At 60.5% G+C, this 15,226-nt stretch carries 17 protein-coding genes; 10 read left to right on the top strand and 7 right to left on the bottom strand.

Annotated features, from left to right (window positions below):
* Positions 1-67 precede the first annotated feature (67 nt).
* Together pdxY and arfB are read right to left on the bottom strand one after the other, a co-directional pair.
* Complete coding sequence (pdxY, locus tag HMPREF3135_RS03435) at positions 68-994, bottom strand: pyridoxal kinase PdxY (RefSeq protein WP_246818303.1); 927 nt, start codon at positions 992-994, stop codon at positions 68-70.
* A gap of 41 nt (positions 995-1,035) precedes the next feature.
* A complete protein-coding gene (gene arfB, locus HMPREF3135_RS03430) occupies positions 1,036-1,479 on the bottom strand; it encodes an alternative ribosome rescue aminoacyl-tRNA hydrolase ArfB (protein WP_070438066.1) in 444 nt (147 codons plus the stop codon).
* 139 nt (positions 1,480-1,618) lie between these two features.
* Here arfB and HMPREF3135_RS03425 point away from each other — a divergent pair, with 139 nt between their 5' ends.
* The 6 genes from HMPREF3135_RS03425 to HMPREF3135_RS03400 all read left to right on the top strand — a co-directional run bounded on the left by HMPREF3135_RS03425 (position 1,619) and on the right by HMPREF3135_RS03400 (position 7,410).
* Positions 1,619-2,401, top strand: coding sequence for an SDR family oxidoreductase (locus HMPREF3135_RS03425; protein ID WP_070438063.1), 783 nt, complete (start codon positions 1,619-1,621; stop codon positions 2,399-2,401).
* A 16-nt stretch (positions 2,402-2,417) separates the two neighbouring features.
* A complete protein-coding gene (locus tag HMPREF3135_RS03420) occupies positions 2,418-3,098 on the top strand; it encodes an alpha-ketoglutarate-dependent dioxygenase AlkB family protein (protein WP_070438061.1) in 681 nt (226 codons plus the stop codon).
* A gap of 33 nt (positions 3,099-3,131) precedes the next feature.
* Entirely contained in the window at positions 3,132-4,361 is a 1,230-nt protein-coding gene (locus tag HMPREF3135_RS03415) for a sensor histidine kinase (RefSeq protein WP_070438058.1), read from the top strand.
* Positions 4,362-4,413: 52 nt separating this feature from the next.
* The gene (locus tag HMPREF3135_RS03410) at positions 4,414-5,121 is read left to right on the top strand and encodes a response regulator (protein WP_016422011.1); all 708 of its coding nucleotides are present in this window, start codon (positions 4,414-4,416) and stop codon (positions 5,119-5,121) included.
* 115 nt (positions 5,122-5,236) lie between these two features.
* On the top strand, positions 5,237-5,980 hold the full coding sequence (locus HMPREF3135_RS03405) for an ABC transporter ATP-binding protein (protein WP_070438055.1): 744 nt from the start codon (positions 5,237-5,239) through the stop codon (positions 5,978-5,980).
* Positions 5,977-7,410: an ABC-2 family transporter permease gene (locus tag HMPREF3135_RS03400; protein ID WP_048732383.1), complete on the top strand. Its 1,434-nt coding sequence runs from the start codon at positions 5,977-5,979 to the stop codon at positions 7,408-7,410. Before HMPREF3135_RS03405 ends, HMPREF3135_RS03400 begins: the two co-directional genes overlap by 4 nt.
* Before the next feature lie 23 nt (positions 7,411-7,433).
* Here HMPREF3135_RS03400 and HMPREF3135_RS03395 read toward each other — a convergent pair whose 3' ends face one another.
* The gene (locus tag HMPREF3135_RS03395; RefSeq protein WP_070438052.1) at positions 7,434-8,615 is read right to left on the bottom strand and encodes a YkvI family membrane protein; all 1,182 of its coding nucleotides are present in this window, start codon (positions 8,613-8,615) and stop codon (positions 7,434-7,436) included.
* Between the two features lie 99 nt (positions 8,616-8,714).
* On the bottom strand, positions 8,715-9,371 hold the full coding sequence (gene msrA / locus HMPREF3135_RS03390; protein ID WP_048732380.1) for a peptide-methionine (S)-S-oxide reductase MsrA: 657 nt from the start codon (positions 9,369-9,371) through the stop codon (positions 8,715-8,717).
* A 102-nt stretch (positions 9,372-9,473) separates the two neighbouring features.
* Here msrA and menE point away from each other — a divergent pair, with 102 nt between their 5' ends.
* From menE to HMPREF3135_RS03375, 3 genes are read left to right on the top strand one after another with little or no spacing between them, the layout of a single operon-like run.
* Positions 9,474-10,622: an o-succinylbenzoate--CoA ligase gene (menE, locus tag HMPREF3135_RS03385; RefSeq protein ID WP_048732378.1), complete on the top strand. Its 1,149-nt coding sequence runs from the start codon at positions 9,474-9,476 to the stop codon at positions 10,620-10,622.
* Positions 10,623-10,678: 56 nt separating this feature from the next.
* On the top strand, positions 10,679-11,575 hold the full coding sequence (locus tag HMPREF3135_RS03380) for a 1,4-dihydroxy-2-naphthoate polyprenyltransferase (RefSeq protein ID WP_070438049.1): 897 nt from the start codon (positions 10,679-10,681) through the stop codon (positions 11,573-11,575).
* 9 nt (positions 11,576-11,584) lie between these two features.
* On the top strand, positions 11,585-12,757 hold the full coding sequence (locus tag HMPREF3135_RS03375; RefSeq protein WP_083280603.1) for an alpha/beta fold hydrolase: 1,173 nt from the start codon (positions 11,585-11,587) through the stop codon (positions 12,755-12,757).
* Here the strand turns inward: HMPREF3135_RS03375 and HMPREF3135_RS03370 are convergent.
* Positions 12,754-13,149, bottom strand: a complete 396-nt coding sequence (locus tag HMPREF3135_RS03370; protein WP_070438046.1) for a DUF4229 domain-containing protein — start codon at positions 13,147-13,149, stop codon at positions 12,754-12,756. The genes HMPREF3135_RS03375 and HMPREF3135_RS03370 overlap by 4 nt on opposite strands.
* A 193-nt stretch (positions 13,150-13,342) precedes the next feature.
* On the opposite strand from HMPREF3135_RS03370, the gene HMPREF3135_RS03365 reads away from it, so the two are divergent.
* On the top strand, positions 13,343-13,609 hold the full coding sequence (locus HMPREF3135_RS03365) for a hypothetical protein (RefSeq protein ID WP_016422002.1): 267 nt from the start codon (positions 13,343-13,345) through the stop codon (positions 13,607-13,609).
* Here HMPREF3135_RS03365 and rfbA read toward each other — a convergent pair.
* Positions 13,606-14,481 carry a glucose-1-phosphate thymidylyltransferase RfbA gene (gene rfbA, locus HMPREF3135_RS03360; RefSeq protein WP_016422001.1) on the bottom strand — a complete coding sequence of 292 codons (876 nt, stop codon included), beginning with the start codon at positions 14,479-14,481 and terminating at the stop codon, positions 13,606-13,608. The two genes, HMPREF3135_RS03365 and rfbA, sit on opposite strands and share 4 nt — an antisense overlap.
* A gap of 20 nt (positions 14,482-14,501) precedes the next feature.
* Positions 14,502-15,191, bottom strand: coding sequence for a dTDP-4-dehydrorhamnose 3,5-epimerase family protein (locus HMPREF3135_RS03355; RefSeq protein WP_016422000.1), 690 nt, complete (start codon positions 15,189-15,191; stop codon positions 14,502-14,504).
* Positions 15,192-15,226 lie beyond the last annotated feature (35 nt).

Here is a 15,226-nt window from a genome sequence, read left to right as displayed (position 1 = left end):
GTACGACGATGGCGGCAACACATAAGTGCTGCCGCCATCGACTCCCCCCATATTCGCTTATAAAGCGCTACGCCACCTTCGTTACCTCAAACCGCTGCTCCGGGTGGACGTAGGCCTCCTGCGCACGAACGAGCTCCAGCTCGTCAGAGCCGGACTCGTGCGTCACCTTGAGCAGCTCAAAGATGCTGGCCGCGGTGTTGCCCAGCGCGACCGAGAGGTCACCGTCAATACCGCGACCGCGCAGCAGGTTGCCCGCGAACAGCGCAGCCGCGACATCGCCGGAGCCGTTGCGCTTCAGCGGCAAGTATGGTGTCGCCACCAGCCATGCGCCCGAGCCGTTGACGGCGAGCATCTCAATCTCGCCCTCCTTGCGCTCCGGACGCAGCACGCTGGTGACCAGCACGGCCTCCGGGCCCATCTCACGAGCAGCATGGGCTGCCGCAATGGTGGACTCCAGGTCGCTGACCTCGCGGCCCGTCAGGTATCCCAGCTCAAACTGGTTCGGCGTAATCACGTCTGCCACCGGCACAACCTTGTCGCGCAGCAGCGGCGGAATGTCATCCGAGACGTGGCAGCCACTCTTGGCATTTCCCATCACCGGGTCACACGAGTAAATGGCCTTCGGGTTGCGCTCCTTGGCCAGCGCCACGGCCTCGATGATGACATCCGCAATATCGCTACCGCCCTGGTAGCCGGAGATAATCGCGTCGACGTCGTCAAGCTTGCCCAGCTCATCGATACCCTTGATGACCTCACGCACATCCGTGGCCGGAATCATCGGGCCGCGCCACTGGCCGTAGCCGGTGTGGTTGGAGAAATCGACGGTGTGGACCGGCCACACTTCAAAACCTGCGCGCTGCAGCGGGAAAACGGCAGCGGAGTTACCCACATGGCCGTAGCTCACATGCGACTGGATGGACAGGATCGAGGGCACGCGGTTGAACTCCGCGACGGCTTCAGCTGCCTTTTCGGTAGGGGCCTGATTTTCGCTCATTCCTCTATATTGCAACGGATGCGCGAAAATCCCATATTCCCCTAGTAGGCGCTGGGTCGGCGCCTGCTGGCTTTGAGCTCAGAGCGGCGTTGCTTCTGCGCTTTACGACGGGCAATCGAGGCCCGACTTGGTCGAGTCCGCCGGCGCCTCGGAGGCGGTGGCTGCACGGCTTCCCGAATGAGATCCGCCAAGCGACGCCGGGCTTCCGCGCGGTTGCGCACTTGGGAGCGCTGGGTGGTGACGGACACGGTGAGTGTCGTGCCGTCGAGTCGGTGGCTGAGGTTCTGGAGAGCGCGGCGGCGGTGGACGTCGGAAAGCACGCTGAGCTCGGCGATATCCACCGATAGCTGCACCTTGGAGTCGGTGGTGTTAACGCCCTGACCGCCCGGCCCTCCGGAGCGTGCGAAGCGTTCGGTGAGCTCCGCTGCGGGGATGACGAGGCCCTTTGGGATGCCGGGACCTGGTGGGATGTTCAGGGGTTTCATGGTGGCCAGTGTAGAGGGCGCGTTTGTAATCAGGGCGCGTTTCCTCTAATCCGCGGTTAAACAACAAATACTCACCTAAGCTGGCAAATAACATTTATCCACTTATAAAAACAGCAAGAAAAGGCAGGATTGAGACACCATGGCCACTTCTGATTCCCCGTCCATTTTCATCTCCGGCGGCGCGCAGGGCATTGGCCGCGCGGTGGCCGAGAAGCTCCTGGCTGCAGGCTGGACCGTCGGCGTCTACGACATCAATGAGGATGCCCTGGCGAAGCTCAAGGCTGAGCGCCCGGAGGTAATCGTCGGCAAGCTGGACGTGACGGACTTTAAGCAGTGGGAGGACGCGCTTGCGGACTTCACCTCCCACACCGGCGGCAAGCTGACGGTGCTGGACAATAACGCGGGCATCATCGGCGATGGCGATATCACTGACCAGTCACCGGAGATTATCCGCGCGCAGGTGGACATCAACTGCACCGGCCTGACACTGGGCGCGAAGGCGGCGCACCCGTACCTGAAGCGCACCAAGGGGTCTCACCTGGTCAACATGGGTTCGGCTTCGGGTATCTACGGTCAGCCGCACATCGCGCCGTACTCTGCGTCGAAGTTCTACGTCTCTGGTCTGACGCAGGCTCTGGATTTGGAATGGCGCGAGGACAAGATCCGCGTCGTCGCCATCATGCCGCTGTGGGCGAAGACCAAGCTGGCGGACGTTTCCGCTGGTTCGACCCGTCGTCTTGGCGTGCGCATCACGCCGGATCAGGTCGCTGATGCCGTGTGGAAGGCAACGCATCCGCAGAACTTCATTGAGCGCCAGCGCCACTTCTACTCGGTGTCGGCAGCGGACTTTATCCTGCGCTACCTGGGCAAGATTGGTCCGCAGTTCCTGTCCCGCCCGGTTAACGCAATCATCGCGGGTTAAGAGGCAAACTAGACCTATGCTCTTTGATCAGCTCCCGCGCGACGATGCCCGCATCACGCCGGGAGTTGTTCATCTTCCGGGGTGGCTTCCATTGGAGCGGCAGGCCGGCATCATCACGCAACTCCGCGACATCGCCCGCGACGTTGCCGGCACTCCCCTGGCCATGACTCGCCCGCAGCTCAAAAGTGGTCAGATGCAGGTCTTCATGCTGCACCTGGGGCGCATGTGGGCCACGAATCCGTACCGCTACGTCACGCACGCAGGCGGCGTTCGCGTCCCACCTGTGCCTGACAATTTGCTGCAGCTCGCCACCGAAGCACTCGGCGCTGCCGCGCTTTACGACGAATCCCTCAACCAGTGGCCCACCACTTTCCGGCCCGACATGGCGTTAGTCAACTACTACCCACCTGGGGCCACCATGGGGATGCACCAGGATCTCAACGAAAACTCCCCTGCGCCAATTGTGTCGCTCTCTATCGGCGATGAGGCTCTGTTCCGCATTGGCGGAACTGAAAACCGCAACAAACCCTGGGATGACGTGACTCTCGCCAGCGGGGATGTGATTGTGTTTGGTGGTCCCAAGCGGCTTGCATTTCATGGTGTGCCCAAGACTCGTCCGGACACTTTGCCTGAGGGGTGCGGGCTTAAAGAGGGCCGCATCAATATCACTTTTCGGCAAGTGGAAAACTCACACTAAACCGCGCAAGCCACCGACCGCTAGCCTAGACACATGCAGCGCACCGCTTCCTCCATGCACGCACAGGCTGCCACCACGCAGACTCCTGCCCCACTCGACTGGCGCAGCCGGGTGCGTTTCTTTGTCGGCTCGTTCCCAGCTGCCGATCTCGCTATTGCGGCTGCTTTCCTGCTGTGCTGCTGGTTGAGCATGACGCCGCTATTTACTTATGGCCCGAGCTTCACTTATGTCACCAATGTGGTTCTGTCCGCGATGATTGCCGGCGCCGCAGCGTTTCGTCGTAAAGCAGTGCGTGCATCGTTTGTGATTACGTACAGTGCCCTAGCGGGCCTCGCCTTGCTGGTGTGGCTATCCCCGGTGAACCTTGGGGTAGACCCTATTATTGTTGCCGCCCCACTATCACTATGGGCTGTGACCAGGTGGGAACAGAATCGCACCTGGGGCATAGTTGGGCTCTTTTTAGGGTTGATTGGCAGTTTCCTCAACCCAGCGGTTCCAGCCTTCGGTTTTACTCCGGAACGGCTGTTGGTCTTCGGTCTGCCCGCGGTGCTCATCACGGCGAGCGCGTACGCAGTGCCGCTGTGGCTGCGCATCAACGCCGAGGAACATGCCGCGGAGTTGGAGAACGTCGTGGCGCTCAACAAGCTGGAGTTGTCCAGGGAGCTTCACGACGTCGTGGGGCACGGACTCACCTCTATTAGGGTTCAGGCCCAAACAGCGCTGTACCTGGCGGAGATGGATGACTCACGAGCGGAAAGCGCTGCTGAAAAGACCACGCTGGAAGGTATTGCCGAGACCGCAGAACAATCGTTGCGAGATGTGCATGCGCTTGTCGATGCACTACGTGAAGGCGGCGAGATTAGCGCTGATCCGAATGAGATTCCACGTCTGGTTGCGGCTGTTTGTCCGCCGGGTCGCAATGTTTCGGTGACTCTGCCGGAGTCTTATGAGGCGCTGGCGGATTGGCCACTCGCGAAGCGACTGACTCTGGTGCGGGCAGTGACGGAGTTGGCCGCGAATATGGCCAAGCACTCATCGGGCGCTGGTGAGCTGGCACTGATAATCAATCCACCTGCCGACGCTGATGACAGCCCGGCGCGGGTTCATTTGGTGACCGCAAATCGGGCTGAGAGCGAAACTTTGGAACCCAGGAAGCGAGCTGGTGCTGGCCTGATTGGTCTGGATGAACGCGTGGCGCAGCTCGGTGGTGAGATGACTTATGGTGAAAGCGACGGCATGTTCCGCGTCAGTATTCGGCTGTAAGCAGTTCGACCGAAGCAAGGCTGACTGGCGATTCTGTCGAGAAAGACGAGCAATGGGTGTAATTCGAGTACTAGTGGCTGAAGATCAGGCTCTGATTCGACAGTCTTTCGCGCAGCTTATTGATGCCCACCCGCAGATGAAAGTCATTGGTGCCGTGGGCGACGGCGCCGAGGCTGTGCGTTGTGCCTCCGGTGCGGATGTGGTCGTCATGGACATTCGTATGCCTGTGATGGACGGTATCGAGGCCACACGGCAGATCGTGCAAGGCGTGCCGTCCAGAGGTGCGGTTCGCGCATCCGCTCCGAAAGTCCTGGTGCTGACCACTTTCCGCGAAGAAAACCTGGTGCTCGACGCTTTAGAAGCTGGGGCGGCAGGCTTTTTGCTCAAAGACTCCAATCCCCGCGAGCTGCTTTCGGCCATTATGCGCATCCACCGTGGTGAAGGAGTCATCGATCCGAAGGTGACACCGATGGTGTTGCGGCATGTTTCACCGCGTGCATCTCACTCTGAACAGCCAGCGAGGGAGTCCTCGGCCAGTGGCTCTAGCTCAGATACCACCCACGCAGCGCCCCAGTTCACACCCCGCGAACAGGAGATTTTGAACCTCGTCTGCCAAGGGCTTTCCAATGACGAAATCGCTCGCAGGTTGGTTGTCGCTACAACGACAGTGAAAACCCATGTGAAAGCCCTGTTGACCAAAACGGGCTCACGCAGTCGTGTGGATCTTGTCATTTGGGCTGCGAAAAACGGGCTGCTGTAGCTTCTCCTCGCGGTGCCGTCACCCTCGCTATTGCCTCCTCCCTAGGGAGGATATTTCCGCCACCTCATCCTCAGGGAGGGCGCGAACCGTGCCAAACACTCCTATTACTTAAGGCATGAACGCACCAACCCCCACTTCAGGCCCTTCCGCAGATGCCGCCGCTTCCCTCCTTCAGCTGCGCGGCATCACTGTCTCCTACGGCAAGAACGAACCTGCCCTAAACGGCCTCGATATGAGCGTCCGTGCCGGCGAGGTCTACGGACTATTGGGACTCAACGGCGCAGGTAAATCCACGTTGATGAGCACGGTGCTTGGGCTAATTCCCTACTCCGGTGAAATCAGCATCGCGGGACACCCGTGGTCCGTTGTCGACCTGGACCGCATCGGCGCCTCCATCAATGGCCCGGCGTTCTACCCACAGCTCTCAGCCACCGACAACCTCAAGGTTCACGCGCACCTGACCGGCACGGACAAGAGCCGTATCGCCGAAGTCCTCGACATGGTGGGGCTGCACTCGGGCAACAAGCGTGCCCGCGCTTTCTCAACGGGCATGAAGGTTCGTCTCTCGCTGGCGATGGCGCTGCTCACCGACCCCGACATTGTGCTTCTCGACGAGCCCACCAACGGCCTCGACCCCGAAGCTATCGTGGGCCTGCGCACCTTGTTGCGAAATCTTGCCGCTAGTGGCAAGGCCGTCGTGGTGTCCTCCCATCAACTCGGGGAAGTCGAAAAGAGCGTTGACCACCTTGGTGTCCTCGCCGGTGGCCGACTGGTCTACGAAGGCCCGCTGGCTGACTTTGCGGCTGCTGGTCAATCCCTCGAGCAAGCTTTCTTCACCGCAGTAGGTGTTGCCCGATGAGCACTCAACCGCACACGCGCACTCTTAACACGCGCACCGTTCCTGCCCGCCGCTACTTCCGCGCCGAGCTACTGCGGGCAAAGTGGTCACTCACCATGTTTCTTCCCATCATCATGGTGGCAATCGCTCTGGTCAGCATGGTCTTTTCTAGAGGCGTTGACGCCACCGCCATGGCGAGCGCCCACATCTACTCGCTTATCCTGCTTCCTCCGCTGGCTGCTATTACGTCCGTCATCGGCCAAAACCGTGAAGAAAAACTCCGCCAAGGCGGCCTAATCTGGCGCAATATCTCGGGCACTCGAGTGCTCCTTGCCCGCGCAGCCACTGTCATTGCCTCCGCGGCCCTCGGTCACGCATTGATGGCTGCACTCCTTGCCCGGAGCGTGAGCACCGCATTGCAATTCACGCTCTTTAGCACGTTGTCATTCTTCGTCTTCTGGACATTCGGCCTTGCCCTATGGCGCCTTGTGCCACGCGCAGCTCTCTTCCTCGCTCCGCTCGCTTCCATCGCTTGGGCCATCGCAGGAACACTGGACGCCATGAGCCCAAACTGGAAAGTTCTCCCGTGGACCTGGGCAATCCGCCCAACGTTACCTATCCACGGAGTGCAGGCTAATTCCATCTCGGCTCCCGCCGACAGCGAGATCTGGAACATCGCCATCCTGCCGCCCGCGTTGCTGCATTTACTCCTCGGGCTAGGTCTATTTGCCATCGCATTGCTTGCGCACGGAAAATCTCTCAGCTTGCCGACGGGCCGGGAACGCAGCACTTCGTCGTTAAGCCATGGCATGAGCGCGACCCTTCCCTGGCGCACCTGGTGGAGTCTCGCAGCGCTGATGCTTGCCGGACTTGCGGTCGTGCGTGTGGTGTGGAACCCGGAGTATGCGCTGGGGCTGCTGAGTTTCGTCTGCGTGCCGACGGCCGCAACCGTGGTGGCCATCATGACATGGACTTCGCAAGCCGATGCCTGGCCAGCACTGATGTATCGGCGTGCGCGACGCAGCATCACGCTCCGACTGTTTGCCTTGGATATGGCGTTTCTCCTGCCGGTGCTGGTGGTTGCGGTGGTTATCAGTGGTGCAGGCGGCGAGACCAATAGCCAGACGGGCATTAACCCCTGGCCGTACCAGGCGGTAATCGCGTCTCTTGTGGCCGCGATGATTGTGGCCGTGACCGGCTTAATTGCGCGTCGAAGTGTGGCGGCCGCAATCTTTGTCTCGGTCGCGCTCGGCGGTTGGGCGGTGATGGTTGGCGGTGATGTCCTCAGCGCCTCACCGTTGTGGTGGACCTCGGAATGGGGATGGACTTGGGTAGTCCGTGATTACCCCGATCGGTGGCCAGTGATGGTTCTCGTGTCCGCCATTGTGATGGCGGCGTTCGTGGCTTGGGCTCGGGCGACATCATTGAAAGCGATCCGATCCCAAGACTGACGGCGGCGCTACGAGCAGCCCACCTACTCCTCGATCGCCTCGCGGACCTCTTCGACACTGAGGTTGGAGTCTTCAATCTCCTCGCGGGCCTCCTTGTTCCGGCCACGGCGGACCAGGCGGAAGATGCGCTTGCGGCGGGAAGTCTCTTCACTGATGCGCTCGCGGCCGCGCAACCAGGCAACAAGCATGACGGTAATGAGCAGCAGCCCGATGTAGCCCAAGATTGGGTAGACCCAACCGATCAGGTTTTGGAAGCCCATGAAGCTCAAGGCGAAACCGAGCAGAACCAGGCCGACGTAGACAATCTTGAATTTTTCCGGGTGCTTAGCGGTGACGCGACGGCCCAGCGCATAGAACATGCCAAGTGCCGTGTTGAAGATCATGCCAAGAATCACCACGGCCATGGCCTGGCCCAGCCACGGGTGCAGACGATTAATGACAGTGAGCATTGGCACGGCATCGGTGGCGACGGTACCAACAGTGTGGAACAGCGTGATGGTGGTAATCAGCAACATCGCGGAGTAAATCAAACCACCGGTAAATCCACCGGCTCCTGCGGCGCGGGGATTGAACAGGCTACCGCCAATAACAATCGCCATGGAAACCGCAACCATCAGGTTAAAACCGACATAGTTCACTGCGGCGACAACCCAGTTCGGCAGAGTGGTCGGGACTTCCGCAACGGCAGCTGCCTGCTCCGCGGCCGGGGTGGCATCGGTGAACGCCAGCGTATAAACACTGGCCAGCAGGATAAAGCCGACGATAAACGGCGTGATGGAACCGATCACTGTGGTCACTCGGTCAACATCGAGGAAACCGGCTGCAATGGTCACCAACACCATGATTACGGCACCGATCCACACGGGGATGCCCCACTGCTGCTCCATGTTGGCACCGGCACCGGCGAACATGACGAACCCGGTGGCGAAGAGCGTGATAATCACGCCAATGTCCAGTACTCGCGAGAAGATGGGGTGCGATACGCGTCGGAAAACTTCGCCGTGCTCGCTGGCCTGAAAGTAGCTTCCCAGCTGCAAAATGATCATCGCCATCAGGCTCATGATTACCGCTGAGAGAACGGCACCCCAGACACCATTGATGCCAAAGGCGACGAAGTATTGCATGATTTCCTGACCCGTCGCAAAGCCCGCGCCGACGACAATGCCGACGAAAGCAAATGCAACGCGCAGTACTTGCTTCACCACAAGGGTTCACTCCTATTCGACTATCTGATTGATATAACCACCTTACTTTTCTCAGTGAGTTTTACTAATCGCAATTAAGCGTTCTACGAAGTTTCGCCTTTAAATTCCGCAGGCCACGCCGGTCGAATGCACTGGGCAGTAGCCGTTCGGATTCTTAAACAAGTACTGCTGATGCTCATCCTCAGCCCGGTAGTACTCCCCTGCCGGGGTCTCCGCGAGTGGCTTAATCTCCGTGGTGATGGCCCCCAGGCCAGCGTCGGCAAGCTTCGGCGCGTAGGCATCGGCGATCTCCTGTGCCCGGCGCGCTTGCTCGGGCGTCGTCGTGTAGATCGCGGAACGGTACTGCGTGCCGACATCATTACCCTGGCGGTAGCCCTGCGTGGGATCGTGGGCCTCGAAGGCCTTGGCGATCAGCTGGTCGAAGCTAATCTGCTCCGGGTCGTAGACGACCTCCACAATCTCGGTGTGGTTGGTGCGTCCGGTGCAGGACTCGCGGTAGGTGGGATTCGGCGTCATGCCCCCGGCGAACCCGACCGATGTGCTGAGCACGCCCGGTGTTTCCCAAAACAGCTTCTCAGCACCCCAGTAACAGCCAATCCCGATGTAGACGACCTCCTGGCCTTCCTCCCATGGGCCGGTGATCGGCGTGCCGAGCACCGCATGCGGCTTCGGATTTTCCAACACCGGGTGCGAGCCGCCCTTTAGCGCCTCATCTTCCGGCACCAGCTCCGCTGATCTACCAAAAATCCAACCCATCTTCGACGCCTTTCTATCTATGACTGTCTTTGGTCTGCGCAACGCGCCCGAGGCCACGATTGTTCCGACCTCGCCACCAGAAACTACGGAATAACACCGACTATGGTTTGGGTTGTGCGTACGCTCAGCCTGCTTTCCATCAATCCCCACAACCCGACCGCCATCCTGCCTGACCTCCGCGCTGCGCTGGACGGTGAGGTCTCTCTTCTTCCCGTTCCGCTTCACGACGGCACGCGCGCCTCAATCTTGCGGAACTCGCAACGCGCAGGTGAGCCAATTGATGAATCCATCGCGCTTGTTGTCGGCACCTCCGGTTCCACCGGCACACCGAAGGGTGCACAGCTGACGGTGGATAACTTGGTCTCCTCTGCTACCGCTACACATCAGTGGCTCGGCGGTGAAGGGCAGTGGCTGCTGGCGATGCCGGCCTACCATATCGCTGGCCTGCAGGTTCTCATTCGTTCGCTGCTCGCGGGCACGAATCCGGTGTGTGTGGATGTGACCGACGGTTTTGATGTGGCCGCATTCGCCGACGGCGCCGAGGCCCTCACCAGCGACCGTGCCTACACCTCGCTGGCTCCGATGCAGCTGGCCAAGGCCATGGAAGAACCCTTTGGCGCGGCAGCCCTGCGCCTGTTTGATGCTGTCCTTGTCGGCGGCGCAGCCTTGAACCCGCAGGTGGCAGCGCGCGCCGAAGAACTCGGCATCAACGTCGTGACCACCTATGGTTCCTCCGAGACAGCCGGCGGCTGCGTCTATGACGGACAGCCCATCGAAGGTGCACAGGTCGCCATCGAAAATGGTCGCGTTTGGCTGGGCGGACCGATGATTGCACACGGTTACCGCAACGCGCCCAGTCACGAGGCTTTCCATAAACCAGGTTGGTTCGCCACCTCCGATGCGGGCGAGATCCACGATGGCCGACTAGTCATTACGGGACGCCTGGACACCATCATCGACTCCGGCGGGTTGAAGCTGCACCCCGAAGTCCTCGAACGTGAACTGCTCGCCATCGATGGAGTTACGGGAGCCTGCGTGGTCGGTGTGCCACACCCAAGGCTCGGCCACGCTATCGTCGCAGCGTATGAAGGCATCGCTGAGCTCGGCGATGTCATGGACGGGCTCGGCGATGCTGAAGACGCCGGGCGAATCAATCACTGGATGATTCCCAAGGACCTGCGTCGCGTGGAGGTCCTGCCACTGATTGGTCCGGGCAAGGTCGACCGGAAGAAAGTCGCGGCGCTCTTTTAGCTCATTCAGACACGCATTAGTTCAAGGCATTTGGTGTCACGTCCTATTATTAATTCATGTCTGAAGCACCAAAGAGTCCTGCAACGGCGTCGTTAAGCGATTGGCTGGAAGGCGCGCGCCCCCATACCTGGGCGAATGCGTTTGCGCCGGTCATCGTCGGTGTCGGAGCGGCATCGACGCACGCGCCGATTATCTGGGGACGTGCGGTGCTCGCGCTGGTTGTCGCGTGGGCGTTGATTGTGGGCGTGAACTTCGCCAACGACTACTCCGATGGCATCCGCGGCACTGACGATGACCGCTCGGGCCCGCTGCGCCTGACGGGTTCTGGTCTGGTCGAGCCGAAGGTTGTGAAGTACGCGGCGTTCGGTTCCTTTGGTGTCGCCGGTCTTGCCGGTGTGGCGCTGTCCCTGATGAGCGCGTGGTGGCTCATTCTGGTCGGTGCACTGTGCATCGCGGCTGCGTGGTTCTACACCGGCGGTAAAAATCCCTACGGTTATCGCGGACTTGGCGAGGTCTCGGTCTTCGTCTTTTTCGGTCTCGTCGCGGTGCTCGGCACGGAATTCACCCAGACGGGCTCGCTGTCTTGGGTCGGCCTGGCCTGCGCAATTGGTATTGGTTCGTTGTCTTCTGCCGTGAACCTGGCGAACAACTTGCGCGACATCCCCACCGACGCCGCTACCGGCAAGATCACCTTGGCAGTTCGCCTGGGCGACTTCCGCACCCGCATCGTCTGGCAGATTCTCTCCCTCATGCCCGCGCTGGCCAGCAGCTTTATCGCTTTCTGGCGCCCATGGGCGCTGGTGGGTCTGCTCATCGTGCCGCTGTGGGTGAAGGCCTCCGAGCCAATTCGCATGCATAAGAAGGGCAAGGAGCTCATCCCGGTACTGGGGCTTACCGGCAAGATGATGCTTGCCTGGTCCGTCATTACGGCACTCGCACTCGCGCTCAGCTAGGGGGTACCGATGGACTTCCGCACACTGACGCACAAGGCGCTTGACGACGTCCAGGAGGCCGCAACCCGAGTTGGCGACACAGCAGCCAAGGCTCCAGCTTTCGCCCGCAGCGCTGCTCTGCGTTTGACCAAATCGGGACGCCGCCGACTGGCGCTGGAGCACGGCGCGCTGCATTCACAGACCCGTGAACCGGGCCTGACGGATCTTACGGCCACCGGTGTAGTACATATCAAGACCGCACCGGTCACAGCCGAGATTGCAGCCAAGGATGACGAGCGAAAGGCCAGCGACAAACCAGATGCTGTCACCACCGATATTCCGGTGCACTGGTACGAGGTTGAGCCTGAGAGTCCCCCTAGTGCTCCCGCCAACGACCCCGTGACCATCGTCTTTATCCACGGCTTCACCCTGGCTGGCGAGTCCTGGTACCGGCAGTTCAACGCGCTGCGGAAGTCACACCCGGAAGCACGCCTGCTCACCATGGATCTACGCGGCCACGGCCAGACCGGCGCGGTTCCGGCTTCACTCTGCACGGTCGAAGGTGCTGCGGCCGATGCGCTGGCCGTGATTGCGGAGCGCGCCGCGACCGGAAAACTCATCGTGGTTGGGCATTCACTGGGCGGTTTGATCGCACTGCACATGGTGCGCGCTGCCGAGGAAAGTATTCGCCGTCGGATCGCAGGCGTAGTGCTGATTTCCACGTCTATCGACAAGCTTGCCGCCCAGGGTGTGCCGCAGATTCTGGCGTCCCCGGTGGCGGATGCGGCGCGCAATGCAATTGAGTCCTCGCCGAAGGAGATTCGCAAGTTCCGCGAGGCAATCGCGTCACTGATGGCGCCGTCGTTGGCGGTGGCGGTGTTCGCCCGGCGCACGGACTACGAGATCATCGAGTTCCACGCGGCCATGATTAATGAAACACCGCTGGAAACTTTCGTGGGATACCTCGACGACCTGCAGGACCATGACGAGTTCGCGGCCGGACCTCACTTGGGGGGTCTGCCGGGAGCGGTACTGGTGGGCACGAAGGACGATGTCACTCCGCGCAAGCAAGCAGACCTAATTATGGAAAAGTGGCCGGACGCCGAACTGGTTGAAGTCGACGGGGCCGGCCACATGTTGCCGCTCGAGGCTCCGGAAGCGGTGAACCGGGCTATCGAGCGGGCCCTGGAGAAGGTGCGCTAGTTTTCCTCGCGGTCCTTAATCTGCTGCGCAATGTATTCCTTGTGCGCGCGGCGGTTCTCCGACCACACTGCAACAGACTCATTGGCCTGGACGCGCAGCTTCGGGAACACAAAAACCGACAGCGGCATCGCAATAATCAGTGCGAACACAGCCGTAATTGCAGCCGGAATCTGCACATTAACGAGGTAAATAATCACGAGCAGAATGAAGAACAGCACCAGGAATAGCAGCAGGCGCGCAAGGCCGTACCAGAACAGACCCTTCATGGCATTGCCGCGACCAGCATTCTTGGAGCTAGGAGCTGACTGCTTCGGAGCTGCTGAAGCCGGAGCCTGAGTCGCCTCCACTTCAGCCTCAGAAGCCAACTTGTCCTGCTCTGCTGGATTGGTCATTAAACCCTCACCTCTACGTGTTACGCCTGTGCTGTGCCCGGGCGTTGCTAGCGTCCATGGCTGTTCGTGTCCAACGTTCCTTTGTACCCTAACGAACTCTGTACGCCGTACCGCATGCAGTGCGATACCCCTCGTGGGCACTACGGGACTCGTTGCGTATTCTAGTCGGTAAATCCAGGAGGTTAGCTATTACATGGGTCGGCTCATTCTGCTGCTGTTCATCATCCTTGTCGTAGTCATGCTGTGGAAGGCATTTGGCCCCGGCAGTCGCGGCAACGGCATGCGACGTATTTCCGCTCCGCAACCGGAACCCCGTCCGCTCGCTCCCGACGATGATCCGGAGTTTCTCTGGAAGCTCAAGAAGGCCGAATTCGATCGCCGTAAACGTGAGCAGGAGCTGCAGGAGCGGCGCGAACGGGAGCAGGACGACAACCCCGATAATCCCGGCGAAACTGACTAAACGTCCTTGCCACGCAGCAACAACTGCTGTAGATATTCCCCGTAGCCACTGGCGCTGAGGGCGTCGGCACGCGCGCTAAGCGCAGCATCGTCAATGAATCCCATGCGCCACGCCACCTCTTCCGGCGAGCCAATCTTTAGCCCCTGCCGCTGCTCAATCGTGCGCACGAAATCACCCGCGGCCATCAGATTGTCCACCGTGCCCGTGTCCAGCCATGCCGTGCCGCGCGGCAGCACCTCTACCTGCAGTTTCCCGCGCTCCAAGTAGGCGCGGTTAACATCCGTGATTTCCAATTCGCCGCGTGACGACGGTTGCAGCGAGCGAGCTATCTCAACAACCTCGGCATCATAGAAGTACAAACCAGGCACCGCGAAATGGCTGCGTGGTTTCTTCGGTTTCTCCTGGATCGCCACGGCTTTGCCGCTTTGGTCGAAGTCCACGACTCCATAGGCTGTGGGATCTGCGACCCAGTAGGCGAAGATCGCTCCGCCATCGACGTTATGGAAGCGGCGCAGCTGCGTGCCCAAGCCAGCACCGTAAAAGATGTTGTCGCCGAGGATGAGGGCAACGGAGTCATCGCCGATGTGGTCCGCACCGATGATGAACGCTTCAGCGAGACCACGGGGCTCGTCTTGGGTGGCAAAGGTGAGGGTGAGGCCCCACTGCGAGCCGTCGCCAAGCAAGCGTTCAAACTGCGGGGCATCATGTGGCGTGGTGATGACGAGGATGTCCCTGATTCCCGCTAGCATCAGCGTGCTCAGCGGGTAGTAGATCATCGGCTTGTCATAGACGGGAACCAGCTGCTTGCTTACGCCAAGTGTGATGGGAAACAGCCGAGAGCCCGTACCACCTGCGAGGATGATGCCCTTCATAGTGCTCGCGCCTTTCTGCCTTACTGCCCGGCCGCTTCGTTGGCGATTGCCCACTCGTCGCGAGCCATGTTCTCAAGATCCTTGCAGTCAAACTCACTGGGGAGCTTATTGCCCTCGGCCTCGAACTGCTCGATAGTCGGAGCCTTCTGATCGCGCTCGGAGAGAATCATGTCCGCGTCGGTGAGACCACCCTTGGCCAGCAGCGCAGCCAGGTCAATTCCGAGAGTCGGGTCCTGGATGCTAACAGCACGCTCTGCCTCCGGGTTGTAACCGGTGGAAGTGAGGTAAGTGAGCACAGAGTCGTCGGCAAGCGAGACGAAGCCATGTCCGATGCCGTTGGGCAGATAGACCACTCGGCGGGTCTTGCTGTCGAGCTCGAAAACCTCGACCTTGCCGAAGGTATCGGAGCCGCGACGCAGGTCAACCGCAATGTCGAGGATGTGGCCCGCGGGACAAGTAACCAGCTTCGCCTGGCCGGGGTGGCCATCTGGCGCGGTGCTGACGTCAGCGAAGTGCAGGCCACGGACAACGCCTGCGGCGGAGACACTCATGTTGGCCTGCTCCGGGAAGAACGGGTAGCCCGTGGCCTCGGCGAATGCGTCGAGGCGATACCACTCGTGGAAACTACCGCGGCTGTCGCCGTGGATGACCGGTTCGAAGGTGAAAACGCCGTCGATAGAAGTGGGCTGGAATGTGCTCTTAGGGCTCATGGGTAACAAGTGTAGACGGGGCGCCCGGGCTGAGG

The organism is Corynebacterium sp. HMSC14H10 (assembly GCF_001807105.1).
Taxonomy (GTDB): Bacteria; Actinomycetota; Actinomycetes; order Mycobacteriales; family Mycobacteriaceae; genus Corynebacterium; species Corynebacterium jeikeium_D.
The sequence above is the reverse complement of the archived record's forward strand: the minus strand, read 5'-3'. Positions and strand labels throughout refer to the sequence as shown.

Coding starts and splice junctions, on each gene's coding strand:
- HMPREF3135_RS03380 (WP_070438049.1), top strand. CDS start 10,679: ATGTCTGAAGCACCAAAGAGTCCTGCAACGGCGTCGTTAAGCGATTGG.
- HMPREF3135_RS03365 (WP_016422002.1), top strand. CDS start 13,343: ATGGGTCGGCTCATTCTGCTGCTGTTCATCATCCTTGTCGTAGTCATG.
- msrA (WP_048732380.1), bottom strand. CDS start 9,371: ATGGGTTGGATTTTTGGTAGATCAGCGGAGCTGGTGCCGGAAGATGAG.
- HMPREF3135_RS03370 (WP_070438046.1), bottom strand. CDS start 13,149: ATGACCAATCCAGCAGAGCAGGACAAGTTGGCTTCTGAGGCTGAAGTG.
- HMPREF3135_RS03400 (WP_048732383.1), top strand. CDS start 5,977: ATGAGCACTCAACCGCACACGCGCACTCTTAACACGCGCACCGTTCCT.
- HMPREF3135_RS03355 (WP_016422000.1), bottom strand. CDS start 15,191: ATGAGCCCTAAGAGCACATTCCAGCCCACTTCTATCGACGGCGTTTTC.
- HMPREF3135_RS03410 (WP_016422011.1), top strand. CDS start 4,414: ATGGGTGTAATTCGAGTACTAGTGGCTGAAGATCAGGCTCTGATTCGA.
- HMPREF3135_RS03375 (WP_083280603.1), top strand. CDS start 11,585: ATGGACTTCCGCACACTGACGCACAAGGCGCTTGACGACGTCCAGGAG.
- HMPREF3135_RS03420 (WP_070438061.1), top strand. CDS start 2,418: ATGCTCTTTGATCAGCTCCCGCGCGACGATGCCCGCATCACGCCGGGA.
- rfbA (WP_016422001.1), bottom strand. CDS start 14,481: ATGAAGGGCATCATCCTCGCAGGTGGTACGGGCTCTCGGCTGTTTCCC.
- HMPREF3135_RS03415 (WP_070438058.1), top strand. CDS start 3,132: ATGCAGCGCACCGCTTCCTCCATGCACGCACAGGCTGCCACCACGCAG.
- HMPREF3135_RS03425 (WP_070438063.1), top strand. CDS start 1,619: ATGGCCACTTCTGATTCCCCGTCCATTTTCATCTCCGGCGGCGCGCAG.
- menE (WP_048732378.1), top strand. CDS start 9,474: ATGGTTTGGGTTGTGCGTACGCTCAGCCTGCTTTCCATCAATCCCCAC.
- pdxY (WP_246818303.1), bottom strand. CDS start 994: ATGAGCGAAAATCAGGCCCCTACCGAAAAGGCAGCTGAAGCCGTCGCG.
- arfB (WP_070438066.1), bottom strand. CDS start 1,479: ATGAAACCCCTGAACATCCCACCAGGTCCCGGCATCCCAAAGGGCCTC.
- HMPREF3135_RS03405 (WP_070438055.1), top strand. CDS start 5,237: ATGAACGCACCAACCCCCACTTCAGGCCCTTCCGCAGATGCCGCCGCT.